Below are 15,035 nucleotides of genomic sequence, written 5' to 3'. Positions count from 1 at the left end.
GCGGGCGAACCGTCATTCAACCCGGAGCTCAGAAGCCTGTTCCTCCGGTGATGGGGTTGAACGGGCGGCCCTTGTCCTGGGTCGCCACGAAGACGGCGCCCGCCGTGACGGCCGCGGCGCCTCCGACGACGGCCCAGAACCAGGGCCGCTTGAGCAGGGACTGGCCGGACGCGCCGCTCTCGGCGACGCGCGGGGAGATGGCGCCCTGGATGAAGTCGCGCGCCTGCTGGGCGGCGGCCTCCGGGCTCTGGTCGCGCTCGCGGCCCGACAGGTCGATGTCCACGCCGCGCAGCCGCGCCTGGGTGCGCACGTCCCACGCCTGGAGCTCCGCCTTGAGCCGGCCCTTCTTGTCCTGCGACACGGCGGCCACCACCACGTAGCGCGCGTCCAGCCGGTCGGCGATGGCGGCGGTGTCCGGCGGCAAGGTCTCGCTGTCGAAGGCGGCCTGGGAACCTGCGCGCACGGAGGCGTCGCGGATGGCCGTCAGTCCCGGCCCGGGGCTGAGCTCCGCCTTCACCTGCGCGCTCGCGCCGGACTTCACCTCCGTGTACTCGGCGTGGGGCGTGTGGCCCGGCAGCGTCACCACCACGGCGTGGTGGCCGGCGGGGACCGTCACGCCCCTCAGCGGCGTCACTCCCAGCTCCTGGCCCCGCACGCTCACCTTGGCGCCCGCGGGCTTGGACTCCACCACCAGCGTGCCGGCGGGGCGCGCGCCCACCTCCGCGCGGGCGTCCTCGAAGGCCTTCTGCACGTCCTGTCCGAAGAGCGCCTTGTCCGGACGGGTGGAGGGCTCGGCTACCGCGGCGCGCACGAACGCCGCCTTCGCGCCCGCGGCGTCGCCGTTGAGCAGCCTGGCGGCGCCCAGGAAGAGGTACGTCTCACCCAGCCGCTCCGGGCGGAAGTCGCCGGGGGACTTCTCGTACGCCTCCGCGGCGGCGCGGAACTTCGTCTCCGCGGCCTCCGGGTCCAGGTTGTCGTACGCGGCCCGGCCCTCGTCGTAGAGGCCATCCGCCTGCGTCAGCGGCGTCGGCTCCGGGGGAGGGAAGGCCGTGCCCAGGTCCACGAACGGGATGTCCCCGCCGCGCTGCAGGTGCCTCGTCAGCTCCCCCTCCAGGCGGGCAGCGGCGTCGGAGGCGGCCGGCGTGCGGGCCACCGAGAACAGCGCCACCGTGCCGGACGCCACCGCGGGGGTGTTCGCCAGCGAGGGCCGCGCGTTGGGATTGACGGGCTCGTGGGGCTTCGTCGCCGGAGGCGGCACGGGCGTGGCCACCGTGGGCTTGTCCGTGCCGACGGGCTTCGCCGGGGGCGTGGGCTGCTCGGGCTCACCGAAGACGAGCGGCTGCGGCGACTCGACGTCCTGGACGTCCGTCGGCTCGGCGGTGACCGGGCTCTTCTGGCCCTTGATGCCGGGCTTCTTCTTCTTCGCCTTCACCACCTTGCTGGAAGGGGTGGCCTTCTTGCGCGCGGCCTTCTTGCGCGTCGTCTGGGCGTGGGCGGGGAGGACGGCCAACAGCAGCGTGAGCAGCAGGGCGAGTCGGCGAAAGGTGTTCACGGCGTCGGAATCTAGCCGAGCTAGAAAGGGCCGTCACGAGCCCCCGCCTCGGCCCTCGGGGCAACACCCGGGGTGGCGGGGACTCGCGGCAGGATGACGGATGGCTAGACGTCCAGCGCCTCGACCTCGCCGGCGCGCTCCATGATGAACCGGAAGCGGGCGCTCACGTCCCGGCCCATCAGGTCATTGATGACGCGGTCCGTCTCGATGGGGTTGTCGATGGTGACCCGCAGGCTCATCCGGTTCTTCACGTCCAGGGTGGTCTGCTTGAGCTCGTCGGCCGTCATCTCGCCCAGACCCTTGAACCGCATGATGTTGGGCTTGGCGTTGCCCTTGACCTTCTCGCGGATGATGCGGTCGCGGTCCGCCTCGTCCAGCGCCCAGTACGTCTCCTTGCCGATGTCCACGCGGAACAGGGGCGGCTGGGCGATGTGGATGGCGCCGCTCTCGATGAGCGGGCGCAGGTGGCGGTAGAAGAAGGTGAGCAGCAGCGTGGCGATGTGGTGGCCGTCGCTGTCGGCGTCCATCAGCAGGAACACGCGGCCGTATCTCAGCTTGGAGATGTCGAAGTCCGCGCCGATGCCGCAGCCCAGCGCGCTGACGATGTCCTGGAGCTCCTTGTTGCCGGCCACCTTGTCCGTGGACGCCTGCTCCGCGTTGAGCACCTTGCCGCGCAAGGGGAGGATGGCCTGGGTGCGCCTGTCCCGGCCCTGCTTGGCGGAGCCGCCTGCGGAGTCACCCTCCACCAGGAACAGCTCGCTGACGTTGGGGTCCGTGGACGAGCAGTCCGCCAGCTTGCCCGGCAGGTTGAGCCGGTGGCTGACGGCCGTCTTGCGGCTGACGGCCTGGGACGCGGCGCGGCTGGCCTCGCGGGCGCGGGCGGCCAGGATGATGCGGGCCACCACCGCCTCGGCGACGCTCTTGTTGTCGTTGAGCCACTTCTCCAGGGCCGGACGCAGCACGCCGTCCACCTGGGCCGTCACCTCGGGGTTGTTCAGCCGCGACTTCGTCTGCCCCTGGAACTGCGGCTCCACCACGTAGACGGACAGAATCGCGGTGATTCCCTCGCGGATGTCCTCCGCGGTGAGCGACACGCCCTTGGGCGTCAGGTCGTGCGTTTCGATGTAGTTGCGCACCGCCTTGACGACGGCGCCGCGCAGGCCCGCCTCGTGGGTGCCGCCCATGTTGGTGGGGATGCCGTTGACGTACGAGCGGATGTGCTCGTCGGTGGCCTCCGTCCAGCCCAGCGACGCCTCCAGCCGCACGCCGTTGTCGCGCGAGTGGTAGAACGTGGCGCTGCCCGCCGGCACCAGGGGCTTCTGCCGCTCGGCCACCACCTTGGTGAGGTACTCGGCGATGCCGCCGTCGTGCTTGTACGTGACGGACGTCGCGGGGCTGGCGGTCTCATCCTTCCAGATGACCGTCATCCCCTTGTGCAGGTAGCTCTTGGCCTCCAGCCGCTCGCGCACCAGCTCCGCGTCGAACTTCAGCTTCTCGCCGAAGATCTCCGGGTCCGGCTCGAAGGTGATGGAGGTGCCGGTGCCGCGGGCGGCGCCGTCCACCTTCAGCTGGCTGGTGGCCTTGCCGCGCGCGTACGTCTGGACGTACTTCTTGCCGTCGCGCTTGATTTCAATCGTCAGCTTGCGCGCGAGCGCGTTGACCACCGAGCTGCCCACGCCGTGCAGACCGCCGGAGTGGATGTAGTTGCCCTGCTCGAACTTGCCGCCCGCGTGCAGCGTCGTGAGGATGACCTCCACGGCGGGCTTCTTGAGCTTGGGCATGATGTCCACGGGGATGCCGCGCCCGTTGTCCACCACGGTGATGCTGCGGCCATCCTTGTGGAGCACGACCTCGACGGTGGTGGCGTGGCTGTTGATGACCTCGTCCACCGAGTTGTCGAGGATCTCCCACAGCAGGTGGTGATAACCGGTGCTGTCGGTGCCGCCGATGTACATGGCCGGGCGCTTGCGCACCGGCTCCAGGCCCTCGAGGACCTGGATGTCCGCGCCTGTGTAGCTTTCCTTCTTCGTCGCCATGGCGTCCTCTGGCTAATCCTTCTTCTCGGGCAACGGGATGAAGACGACGGGCCGGGCCACGTCCTCCACCGCGTCGCGCTTGGACATCTCGTGGCCCTTGCCGCCGCGGCCCGTCACCCCGTACTTGGCGGGAGCGAGCTGCAGCTTGCGGCCCTTCTGCGTGTCGAAATCGATCTTCGCGTCCTTCTGGTTGGGCGCGCTGACCAGGAACTCCACCACCTGGTCATCGTCATCCACCTTGATGACGGTGACGCCCTTGCCGGGGCCGGCCAGCTCATTGACCTCTGCCACCTTGCACACCAGGGCGTTGGTCTTCTTGGTCAGCACCGCGAGCAGGTCCTTCTCTCCCGCCTCGCGCACGCCGATGATCTCATCGCCCTCGCCCGTCTTCGCGTAGCGACGGCCGGCGCGCGTGGAGACCTCCAGGTGCGGCTCCAGGAGGAAGCGCATGCCCATGCCCTGCTTCGTCACGCCGACCAGCTTCGTCGGGGCCTCGAGCCGGGCGTCCAGCGACCAGGCGGCCACCACGCGCTCGCCGTCGTCGAACTTGAACAGCTTCTGCACCGGGTCGCCGTAGCCGGTGGACGCCGGGATGTCGTTGAAGCGGGTGACGTACGCGGTGCCGAAGTTGCTGAACAGCACCAGGTTGGCCTTGAGGCTGCCGGCCAGCACCGCCATCACCGCGTCGCCCTCGCGCAGACGGGTGGAGGACGGGTCCTTCACCTCGCGTACGCGCTTGACCCAGCCGTCGCGGGTGAGGACCACGTGGGCGTCCTCGTCCGCGATGAACGCGTCCGCGTTGAACTCCACCTCCTCGGAGCCCGCGCCGCCGATCTTCGTGCGGCGCTTGTCGTTGTACTGGCCCTTGATCTCCCCGAGCTCGTCCTTGACGGTGGCCCAGACCTTCTTCTTGTCCTTGAGGATGCCCTCGATGCGCTTGATCTCCGCGCGCTTCTCCTTGAGCTCCTTCTGGACGACCAGGATCTCCAGGCGGGCCAGCTTGTAGAGCTTCATCTCCAGGATGGCGTCCACCTGGAGCTCGTCCAGCTGGAAGCGCTTCATCAGCTTCTGGGCCGCGTCCTGCTTGCCCTCGGACTGGCGGATGATGCGGATGATCTCATCCAGCGCGTCGTAGGCCTTCTCGAAGCCCTCGAGCAGGTGCACGCGCTTCTGCAGCTCGCCCAGCTCGTGCTGGAAGCGGCGCGTGACGACGGCGAAGCGGAAGTCCAGGAAGTGCTGGAGGATGTCCTTGAGGTTGAGCCGGCGCGGCGTGCCGACCTCCGGGTTGTCCTCGCTGGGGACCAGACACGTCAGGTTCACGCCGAACGTCGTCTGCAGCGGCGTGTGCTTGTAGAGGTACGCCATCACCAGCTCGGCGTTGGCGTCCTTCTTGAGCTCCAGGACGATGCGCACGTCCTTGGTGGACTCGTCGCGCACGTCCACGATGAGCGGCAGCTTCCGCTCGCGCACCAGGTCGCCGATCTTCGAGACCAGGGTGGACTTGTTCACCGTGTACGGGATGGACGTGATGATGATCTGCGTCCCGCCGCGCTTGAGCTCCTCGGTGTCCCACTCGCCACGGATGCGGACGCTGCCTTGGCCCGTCTCGTAGATCTCCCGCAGCTCCTTCTTGTCGTTGAGGATCTGCCCGCCGGTGGGGAAGTCCGGTCCCTTGACCCACTTGAGCAGGTCCTTGGTGAGCAGCGTCGGGGTCTCGATGAGGGCCACGAGCGCGTCCACCAACTCGCCCAGGTGGTGGGGCGGGATGTTGGTCGCCATGCCCACGGCGATGCCCGTGGTGCCGTTCATCAGCAGCTGGGGCACGCGTGCGGGGATGACGATGGGCTCGTTGCGGGTGCCGTCGTAGGTGGGCCGGAAGTCCACCGTCTTGCGCTCGAGCTCCCCGAGCATCTCGGTGGCGAGCTTGTCCAGGCGGCACTCGGTGTAGCGGTAGGCGGCGGCGGAGTCGCCGTCCAGCGAGCCGAAGTTGCCGTGGCCGTCCACCAGCGGGTAGCGCAGGGAGAAGTCCTGCGCCATGCGCACGAGCGCGTCGTAGATGGAGGCGTCGCCGTGCGGGTGGTAGCGACCCATGATGGCGCCGACGACCTGGGCGCACTTCTGGTACTTCGTGTCGAACGACAGGTTCAGGTCGTTCCACATGCCGTACAGGATGCGGCGCTGCACGGGCTTGAGGCCGTCGCGCACGTCCGGCAGGGCGCGCGAGGTGATGACCGACAGGGCGTAGTTGATGTACCGGCGACGCGCCTCGTCGGCCAGCGAGGCCGGGACGAACCCATCACCCCCACCACCGGCACCCGCGGCACCACCCCCGCCGCCGGAGCCTCCCTGCTTCTTTCGCGTCTTCAATTCGCCTTCTGCGCGCATGCTCTTCGAACCCAGGTGAGAACGTCTCGTACCCGAACGCGGTGCGTGACTCGCGCACTCCGCGCCATGGACTCTGAAATCTTCAACAAAGCGGCGGGACTACCATGCCCCCCTGACAAAGGGAACGAATTCGGGGGGTTGCACGTACTCCGAGGCGTCCCACCTGAATCTCCGTGCAGTCCTGCCTCCGAGTGGAACATCTCTGTAACCCCCTGAAATTCCGGCGGCCGGGGCACGCGAGACTCCCCGGCGGGCGGGACGGTGGGTGCGGGTAGGATGGGCCGGCGAGGGAGGCTTTGGACCCCGGGGGGGAGGGCGCCCAGGGACCGTTCGGCTGCCCGGCCGCCCCTTGATGCGCCGTGTCACGGGCCTTCGTCAGGACACGGCGCGGGTCTGCTCTTCCGGGTTCGGAAGGTGCTCGGTGGTGGGCGTCCGCTCGCCTCCGTGGCGGCCTCCCCGGCCTGCGCCGAGCACCGAGTAGAGCGCCGGGAGCACCAGCAGCGTCAGCAGGGTGGAGGACAGGACGCCGCCCACCACCACGGTGGCCAGCGGTCGTTGGACCTCCGCGCCGATGCCCGTGTTGAGTGCCATGGGGAGGAAGCCGAGCGCCGCCACCGAGGCCGTCATCAGCACCGGACGCAGTCGGGAGACGGCGGCCTCGCGCAGGGCTTCCGGGAGCGCGCGTCCCTGGCCGAGCAGCTGCCGCAGCCGGGACACCAGCACCATGTCCCCGAGCACGGACACGCCGCTGACGGCGATGAAGCCCACCGCGGCGGAGATGGAGAACGGCAGCCCGCGCGCGAGCAGCGCCAGCACGCCACCCATCAGCGCGAAGGGGACGCCCGCGAAGATTCGCAGCGTGTCCACCCAGCGACGGTACGTGAGGTGGAGGAGCACGAGGATGAGTCCCAGCGCGATGGGCACCACGATGGCCAGCCGTGCCTGGGCCCGCTCCAGGTTCTGGAACTGGCCGCCGTAGCGGAGGTGGTAGCCCGGCGGCAGCTCCACCTTCGCCAGCGTGTCGCGCACGTTGGCGACGAAGCCGCCCAGGTCTCCGTCGCTCACGTTGGCCTGGATGACGATGCGCCGCTGACCCCACTCGCGCTGCAGGGTGGTGGGGCCGGACACCTCGCGAATCGTCGCCAGTCGCCCCAGGGGTACGCGTTCGCCTCCGGGCGCCGTGACGGGCACGGTGGCCAGCCTCGCGGGCTCATTGCGGTACGCCTCGGCCAGCCGCACCGCCAGGTCGAAGCGGCGCTCGCCCTCGCGGACCTCGCCCACCACGCGGGTGCCCACCGCCTCCACCACGTCGAGCACCTCGCGCGCGGCGATGCCATGCCGCGCGATGGCGGCCCGGTCCACGCTGACCTCCAGCACGGGCTGACCTGTGAGCTGCTCCAGCGTCACGTCCGTGGCGCCGGGGACCGCGCGCACCAGCGCTTCCAGCTCGCGCGCCTTGGCCTTGAGCACGTCCAGGTCATCGCCGAACAGCTTGATGCCCACGTCCCCACGCACGCCGGCGATCATCTCATTGACGCGCATCTCGATGGGCTGGAGGAACGCCATGCGCATGCCGGGCAGGTCCGCCAGCTCCGCCTTCATCTCCGCCACCAGCTCCTCCTGCGTCGCGGCGCGCTTCCACTGCTCGCGGGGATGGAGCGTGACGAACACGTCGGACAGCTCGATGCCCATCGGGTCCGTCGCCACCTCGGCCGTCCCGGTGCGGGTCCACACGCGCGCCACCTCGTCGGGGAACCGGCTCCGGAGCACCTTCTCCACCTGCCCGCCGTAGCGCACCGACTCGGTGAGGGACACCTCGGCCAGGCGCACGGTGTTGATGACGAGGGTTCCCTCGGACAGCCTCGGGACGAACTCGCGACCGAGCCCCGTGGCCGCCAGCCCCGTGCCCACCACCAGCAGCCCCGCCACGATGAGGACCGTGCGCGCATGGGACACGCTCCACTCCAGCAGCGGCCGGTAGCCCCGCTGCAGCCAGCGCACGAGGCGCGGCTCGGGGTGTCCTCGTTTGCCTCGCTCCAACGCGAACGACGCGAGCACCGGCATCAACGTCATCGACAGCAGCACGCTGCCCAGCAGGGCCAGGATGACGGTGAGCGCCATGGGACGGAACAGCCGCCCCTCCACGCCCTCCAATGCGAGCACGGGCAGGTACACCACCATGATGATGAGCTCACCGAAGAGCGTGGGCTTGCGGACCTCCACGGCCGCGTCCCGCACCACCTGTTTCAGGCTCCGTCCGTCGCGGGCCCCCTCCAGGTGCCGCTCCGCGTTCTCCACGAGGATGACAGACGAGTCCACCACCAGCCCGAAGTCGATGGCGCCCAGGGACATGAGGGTGCCGGCGATGCCGAAGCGCAGCATGCCGCTGAAGGCGAACAGCAGGGACAGGGGAATGGCGGAGGCGACGATGAGCCCCGCGCGCCAGTTGCCCAGGAAGAGGAAGAGGACGGCGATGACCAGCAGCGCGCCTTCGAGCAGGTTGGTGCGCACCGTGCGCAGCACCAGGTCCACCAGCTCCGTGCGCTCGTAGACGACGTCCACCTGCACATCGTCGGGCAGGCGCTGCTTCACCTCGTCCATGCGCCGAGCGAGCGCCCGTGTCACCACGTGCGAGCTCTCGCCCAGGAGCATGAAGCCCAGGCCCAGGACGACCTCACCCTCGCCGTCCGCGGTGGTCGCGCCTCGACGAATCTCGTGCCCCACCTCCACCTGGGCCACGTCGCGCACGCGCACGGGCACGCCGTCTCGCGCGGCCACCACCACGTCGCCCACGGCCCGGCCATCCTCCAGCACACCGATGCCGAGCACCAGGCTCGCTCCACCACCGCGCTCCACCATGCCGCCGCCCACGTTCGCGTTGTTCGCCTCCAGGGCCCGGTACACGTCGCCCAGCGACAGGTCGAACTGTCGGAGTCGCTGCGGCTCCACGACCACGTGCCACTGCTTCTCGTGGCCTCCCCACGCATTCACCTCGGCCACGCCGGGCACCGCGCGCAGCTGGGGCGCGATGACCCAGTCGTGCAGCGTGCGCAGCTCCTCCAGGCTCCGGCTCCTGCTCTTGACCAGGTAGTGGAAGACCTCGCCCAGCCCCGTCGCCACGGGCCCGAGCGTGGGGGCCTCGATTCCCGGAGGCATCTTCACGCGGCCCATCCGCTCCGAGACCTGCTGCCGCGCGAACCACACATCCGTGCCGTCGCGGAACTGGAGCGTCACCTGCGACAGCCCGAACTTGGAGATGGAGCGCAGTTCTTCCAGCTGCGGCAGTCCCGCGAGCTGCTGCTCGAGCGGAATGGTGAGCTGCCGCTCCACCTCGACGGGCGAGAGCGCGGGCGCCACCGTGTTGACCTGCACCTGCGTGGGGGTCGTGTCGGGGAAGGCATCGAGGGGCAAGGCCCGGAACGCGAGCAGCCCCGAGATGACGAGCGCCACGGTGCCGACCAGCACCGCGCCACGGTGCTCCAGTGACCCATCGATGATGCGCGTGAGCATGGGCTACGGGCCTCCTTCCTCGCAGCAGCCCGCGCCGATGGCGTCCTTGAGCACCTCGGTCTTCAGCAGGAAGGCGCCCGTGGTGACGACCTCCATGCCGGGCCGCAGGCCCTTGACCACCTCGACCTCGTCACGTGTGCCCGCGCCCAGCTCCACGGGGACAGGCTCGTAGAGTGTCTCGTCCTTCTTCACGAAGACGAGCACCTGTCCCTTGGCGCGCTGGATGGCGGAGTGGGGCACCATCAGCGCCTCGTGTTCCTCGGCCACTTGAATCCGCGCGCGCAGGAACAGGCCGGCCTTGAGGGCGCGGTCGGGGTTGGGCAACTCGACGCGGGCGCGCACCGTGCGGGTGGCGCGGTCCACGGAGGCACCCACGCGGGTGAGCGTGGCCTCACGGACCTCTCCGGGAAGACCCTCGAGGCTCAGGGTGACCTTCTGCCCCGCGCGCACCTGGGCCGAGTCCGCCTCGGGAATCTCGAGCAGGGCCCAGAGCGTGGAGAGGTCGGCGACCTCGAGCAACGTCTGTCCCGCGGCGACATGTCGGCCGGACACCGCGTCGCGAGCCACCACCGTCCCGGCGAAGGGCGCGGAGAGATTGTAGCGCCCCTCGCTGCTTCCCTGTTCCGCGCCCGCGGCGCTGAGTGCCGCGCGAGCCGCCTCACGCTCTCCCTCGGCCGCGGCGAGCTCGGCCCGGGCCTGCTCCAAATCCTTGCGAGGGCTGATGCCACGCTCGACCAGCTCCTGCTCCCGAGCGAGCGCCGCGCGAGCCGTCTCCAGCCGCGCGAGGGCCGCGGACAGTCGACCCTTGTCCTGTCCGACGGAAGGCGACGTGAGCGCGAGCAGGGGCTGACCCGCCTTGACGTCGTCCCCCTCGTCGACGCGCACCTCGCTCACCAGCGCATCGCCTCGCGCGGACAGCCGCGCCAATCGGTTCTGGTTGAAGGTGAGCTGGCCCACCACCTCCAGCGAGCGTGCGAAGTGCCTGCGCTGGAGTCGATGCGTCTGGAGTCCCGCCTCCCGCGCGGTGTCTGTGGAGGCCAATCGGATACGTGTGCCGGGCGTGGGGAACAGCGGCCTCTCGGCGCCCGCGGCCTTCACGAGCTCCGGGTGACAGAAGGGACAGACTGATTCTGGGAACCCATGCTCGCGGCAGTAGTCACCCGCCGCGATGAAGCCCGCCACCAGCTTCGGGTTGCATTGGGTGCACTTCGATTCGGGGACCGCGTGCTCCTTGCACCAGTCGGCGGGAGTGGCTGACGCGGTGAAGGAGAGCGACGGGTTGCACTGACGGCAGTGGGACTCGGGCAGTCCGTGCTCGTCGCACCAGTCGTCCTGGGCCTTGTAGACGTCGACGAGGTCGGGGTCGCACTTCGTGCACAGCTCCGCGGGCACGCCGTGCTCGCACAGCGTGACGGCGCGAGCCTCGGGGGACGAGGGCCCCGCATCGGAGAGTGTGCTCTTCGCGACCTCGGGCGGGGCGGACTTCGTGCACGAGGTGCCGAGACAGAGCAGGCCCGCCAGCGCCAGGAGACCGATGCAGGGGCCCATCTACTTCACGCCCTTCTTCGCGAGGTCCGGGTGGCAGAGGGAGCACTGGGACTCGGGGCGCTCGTGCTCGGCGCACCAGTCGTTCTTGGCCTTGAAGACGGCAGCGAGCTTCGGATTGCAGCGCGTGCACAGGGACTTCTGCACGCCGTGCTCACACTTGGGCTTCTCGGCGGCCTGCGACTGCTGCGCGGGCTTGGACTCCTCGGCCGACGCGGAGAGGACGGGGACGGACACGAGGGACACGACGAGCACGAAGGTCTGGATGGAACGCATGACATGACTCCGGCCAGGGCGGTGCCCCGGCGGTGGATGTCCGCGCGGGAGTGCGCGGAGGGTGGCTTCAGCTGCAGCGGGGCAGCACGGTGACGTGCGCGTCCGCGCGAGACCCGGGATGGGGACTCGCTGGACACACGTCTCCCGTGAGGGGCGGAGTCACGCTCTGGGAGGCTGGAAGATGTCGCGTCCCACGCCGCCGGGGAGCAGCACGTCCGGGTGGACGTGGATGGGGGGCCTGACGAGCGGCTCCTCCACCTGGCTCACGAAGGGCAGCGGCGCGGGCGCGGCCCTCAGCGGACAGCAGAGGCACAGCGCGCAATCCGCGGCGCAGTCCGAGCAGTCCCCCTCCTCGGCCTCCTCTTCGCAATCCGCATGCGTGTCCGATGCGAAGGCGAGCGTCTGGAAGACGCCACCCGTCATCAGCACGAGGAGGAGCGCGAGGGTGCGCAGGAGGAACCGCATCGACCCGAAGGCTTACTGAAGGTCTCCGTGGAGAGTCAACGCGACGGGGCCGACACGCCAGGTGGGTGCTCGCGGATCAACTTCTCCAGCAGGCGACGCATGCCTCGGGAATCCCACTCGCGAGGCCCCGCGAATCGAGCGACCAGGCGCCCGTCCACCACCAGGAAGCTCTGGGGCAGGGTGTCCACGCCGAACGCGCGGGCGACCTGGTGTCCCTCGTCCAGGCGCAGATGCAGCGCGGCGGGTGGCGGCCCTTGGAGGAACGTCTCCACCGCCTTCGCCTCCGTGTCGTGGCTGAAGACGACGACACGCAGCGCGTCAGGAGGCGCTTCGGCCAGCGCTACCAACCGCGGCGTCTCGGTGCGGCAGGGTGGACACCACGTGGCCCAGAAGACCACCAGCAGGGCTCGCGAGTCGGGGACCTCCGCGAGCCGCGGGGCCGCTCCTTCGACCCGGAGATAGCTCGGCGGTGGTGGCTCCGTCCGACACGCTGTGAGCGGCGACGCGAGGAGCAGAGCGGCGACACCGGCACCGAAGGCGGGGCGGCGCACCCGAAGAACTCGAAGGTGCGACCGACCTCCGTGAAGCCCCTCGAGCTGGGAGCCTCGCGCGAGCACCTTCAAGGCGCACCTCCGGAAGCGATGACGTGACGGGCCCCCGGAACATGCTGCTCAATGGCCCCACTCACGGACTGTCGCCGACGCACGCGCTCCTCGAGCCCACTGGGGGCCCGAGGACGCGAAACGCGTGGCGACCGAGGCGTCAGGGGTCGGCCTTGGGCGCCTTGCCCCAGTTGCCATCCTTGAAGATCTTCACATTGCCCTTGGAGCCGCCTCCGCCAATCAGGCCCGTCACGTTGGCCTGGATGGGCTTGCCACCGGGCGGCTGGTAGACGACGCGCGCCTTGCGGCCGGCGGGGATGGACGGGTGGGTGCTGTCGATGAGCAGGTAGACGGTCTTCCCATCGGACTGGATGCGGTCGGTGTCGTGCTTGTGGCTCAGCTCGGCGAGCAGCTCGCCGTCGTCCACGCTGCTCGCCTCGTTGTTGAGCAGGCGCACCTTGACGCGCAGCCAGTTCTTGGCGCCCTTGCCGCTCTCCGTCGCGTACTCCCGCACGCCCTGGATGATGACGGCCAGGTCGGCGCCGTTGCCCGGGGCCCCCGCCGCGAGCTTCAGGCCCGTCTGTTTGCTGGAGTCCGCGTCGATGAGCAGCGTGGCGTTGGCGCAGCGGTTCTTGCATTCCTCGCCCCACGGCTCCTTGTCGAAGCGCAGGCGCATGGCGAAGTCGCTGCCCTGAGGGGCGATGACGGCGTCGACGATGACCGGACGCTCGCCGTCCGGAGGCGCGGTGTACTTGAAAGTGGACCGTTCCTTGGCGACGACGCTCGAGCCGGCGAGGAGGGTACAGGCGAGCAACGGCAGGGAGCGCTTCACGGGGTGTGGACCTCCAGGGAAAAGACGTCCATTCAAGTGGGAAGCGCCCGTGCCTTCAAGTCTTGGGCGTTAGAGTCTCCCCGGGAGGTGTGAGAGATGCGGAATCCCTACGTGCGTCAGCTCAAGCTGGGCCCCATGGACAACTTCGTCTACCTGGTCGGCGCGGCGGACTCGCCCGACGTCGTGGTGGTGGACCCGGCGTGGGACGTGGATGCGATTGAACGGGCAGTGGAAGAGGACGGCAAGCGCCTGGCCGGCGCGTTCGTCTCGCACTGCCACTTCGACCACATCAACGGCCTGCCGGATTTGCTGTCCCGACACGACGTGCCTGTCTACGCGCAGCGGGCGGAGGTGGAGTTCTCCGCGGAGCTGCGCGAGCTGTCGGGCGCGCTGCGCCTGCTCGGGCCCGGAGACGCGGTGCCGGTGGGCGCCGAGACGTTCCACGCGCTGCACACGCCGGGGCACACGCCGGGCTCGCACTGCCTGCTCGCCGGAGACGCGCTCGTGTCCGGGGACACGCTGTTCATCAACGGGTGCGGGCGGTGCGACATGAACGGCGGCGACCCGGAGGCGATGTACCGCTCCTTGTCGCAGGTGCTGCTGAAGGTCCCGGACTCCACGCGCCTGTGGCCGGGGCACGACTACGCGGACGTCCCGGTGGCGGCGCTGGGCGAGGTGCGCCAGAAGAACCCGTACTTCTCCTTCCCGGACGTCGCCTCGTTCGTCGCGTTCCGCATGCGCCCGAGGAAGTGAGCGGACCGGGGCCCGTACGGGCTCCGCCGGTCCGTCTCGTCGGCGTGGGATGGGCTACTGGCGCTGCTGGGCGAACAGCCAGTCCCAGAAGGACTGCTGGCCGTAGGTCTCGCCCCAGCCGGTGTGCGCGTTGCCGGGGTACAGCACATACCGGACGATGGAGTGGCCCGTGGTCACGAAGCCCGGCTGCGACGTCCAGCCCGGAGCCGTCCGGTTGAACAGGTACGTGGTCGTCTGCGAGGACGCCACGAGGGGCGGGAAGGCCCAGTGGTTGTAGTTCTTCGTCACGGGCAGGACCCACGACTGCTCGCCCCAGCGGTCGCCATGGGTGCTGCCCACCCAGACAGGCACCTCCTTGAGCGCGGGGATGGTGTCGCCGGGCGCGCCGATGTTGGTCGCGAACGTCGCCAGCGCGGCCAGCTCCGTGCCGTACAGCGTCGCGTACCGCCACGCGCCCCATCCGCCCATGCTCAAGCCCGTCAGGTAGACGCGCTTGGGGTCCACCCGGTAGTTGGCGACGATGAACTGGACGAAGGGGCGAATCTCCGTGGGCGAGTAGTTGTCCACCGCCTGCGGGACGAAGATGAGCGCCTTCTTCGCGCCGTGGTACGCCTTCCACGTCGCGCTGTTGCGGATGTTCTTCAGCGCGCCATTGCGCGTCACGACGTCGTAGAGCGCGCTCGTGTTCCCCGCCACGCCCAGCTCGCCGATGCCATTGAGGTGGATGACGACGGGATGCAGCTCGGTGGAGCTGTTGTAACCCGGAGGGATGTACTCCCCGTAGGGAAGCGGAGCGCCGCTCGTGCTCGGGAAGTGGACCGAAATCTGGTCCTCCACGGGGGTGAGCAGGGACGCGAGATGGGTGTCGAGCCTCGCGGAAGAGGCTTCGCCGGCCCCGGGACCCCAGGCGGTCAGGATCACCACGAAGGTGGCGAGTGCGATGCTTCTCATGGAGTCACCTCGAATGGGGGCGGGTGACGGCCGGGGGGAAGGCAAGGCTACGGCATTTGTTCTTGTGTTGCTGTTAATTCAAGAATTGTGACCGCCGTGTTCAGTGGGGACGAGGGTGGGCGCGTGAC

At 69.6% G+C, this 15,035-nt stretch carries 11 protein-coding genes; 1 reads left to right on the top strand and 10 read right to left on the bottom strand.

Features of this window, described 5'->3' with window-relative positions; translation table 11 throughout:
- Nucleotides 1–28 precede the first annotated feature (28 nt).
- From OWM54_RS05665 to OWM54_RS05625, 9 genes are all read right to left on the bottom strand, one after another.
- Nucleotides 29–1,552: a PEGA domain-containing protein gene (locus OWM54_RS05665; RefSeq protein ID WP_267696827.1), complete on the bottom strand. Its 1,524-nt coding sequence runs from the start codon at nucleotides 1,550–1,552 to the stop codon at nucleotides 29–31.
- Nucleotides 1,553–1,656: 104 nt separating this feature from the next.
- On the bottom strand, nucleotides 1,657–3,588 hold the full coding sequence (locus tag OWM54_RS05660) for a DNA gyrase/topoisomerase IV subunit B (protein ID WP_223746623.1): 1,932 nt from the start codon (nucleotides 3,586–3,588) through the stop codon (nucleotides 1,657–1,659).
- A gap of 12 nt (nucleotides 3,589–3,600) precedes the next feature.
- Complete coding sequence (locus tag OWM54_RS05655; protein ID WP_267696825.1) at nucleotides 3,601–5,973, bottom strand: DNA gyrase/topoisomerase IV subunit A; 2,373 nt, start codon at nucleotides 5,971–5,973, stop codon at nucleotides 3,601–3,603.
- Between the two features lie 375 nt (nucleotides 5,974–6,348).
- Nucleotides 6,349–9,483, bottom strand: a complete 3,135-nt coding sequence (locus OWM54_RS05650; protein WP_267696823.1) for an efflux RND transporter permease subunit — start codon at nucleotides 9,481–9,483, stop codon at nucleotides 6,349–6,351.
- A 3-nt stretch (nucleotides 9,484–9,486) separates the two neighbouring features.
- Nucleotides 9,487–11,031 carry an efflux RND transporter periplasmic adaptor subunit gene (locus tag OWM54_RS05645; RefSeq protein ID WP_267696821.1) on the bottom strand — a complete coding sequence of 515 codons (1,545 nt, stop codon included), beginning with the start codon at nucleotides 11,029–11,031 and terminating at the stop codon, nucleotides 9,487–9,489.
- A complete protein-coding gene (locus OWM54_RS05640) occupies nucleotides 11,032–11,304 on the bottom strand; it encodes a hypothetical protein (RefSeq protein WP_267696819.1) in 273 nt (90 codons plus the stop codon). It lies immediately after the preceding gene.
- A 159-nt stretch (nucleotides 11,305–11,463) separates the two neighbouring features.
- Entirely contained in the window at nucleotides 11,464–11,769 is a 306-nt protein-coding gene (locus OWM54_RS05635; protein ID WP_248541408.1) for a hypothetical protein, read from the bottom strand.
- 35 nt (nucleotides 11,770–11,804) lie between these two features.
- Nucleotides 11,805–12,320, bottom strand: coding sequence for a TlpA family protein disulfide reductase (locus OWM54_RS05630; RefSeq protein WP_267696818.1), 516 nt, complete (start codon nucleotides 12,318–12,320; stop codon nucleotides 11,805–11,807).
- Between the two features lie 211 nt (nucleotides 12,321–12,531).
- Nucleotides 12,532–13,203 (bottom strand): hypothetical protein, encoded by a 672-nt coding sequence (locus tag OWM54_RS05625; protein ID WP_223746630.1) that lies wholly within the window; start codon nucleotides 13,201–13,203, stop codon nucleotides 12,532–12,534.
- A gap of 96 nt (nucleotides 13,204–13,299) precedes the next feature.
- Between OWM54_RS05625 and OWM54_RS05620 the strand changes: the two genes are divergently transcribed.
- A complete protein-coding gene (locus tag OWM54_RS05620) occupies nucleotides 13,300–13,956 on the top strand; it encodes an MBL fold metallo-hydrolase (protein WP_141323050.1) in 657 nt (218 codons plus the stop codon).
- A gap of 54 nt (nucleotides 13,957–14,010) precedes the next feature.
- Here the strand turns inward: OWM54_RS05620 and OWM54_RS05615 are convergent, their stop codons facing one another.
- Complete coding sequence (locus OWM54_RS05615) at nucleotides 14,011–14,907, bottom strand: PHB depolymerase family esterase (protein ID WP_267696817.1); 897 nt, start codon at nucleotides 14,905–14,907, stop codon at nucleotides 14,011–14,013.
- Nucleotides 14,908–15,035 lie beyond the last annotated feature (128 nt).

The sequence above is a fragment of the Myxococcus sp. MISCRS1 genome, assembly GCF_026626605.1.
Classification (GTDB): Bacteria; Myxococcota; Myxococcia; order Myxococcales; family Myxococcaceae; genus Myxococcus; species Myxococcus fulvus.
This window is presented reverse-complemented; position numbering and strand designations above follow the sequence as displayed.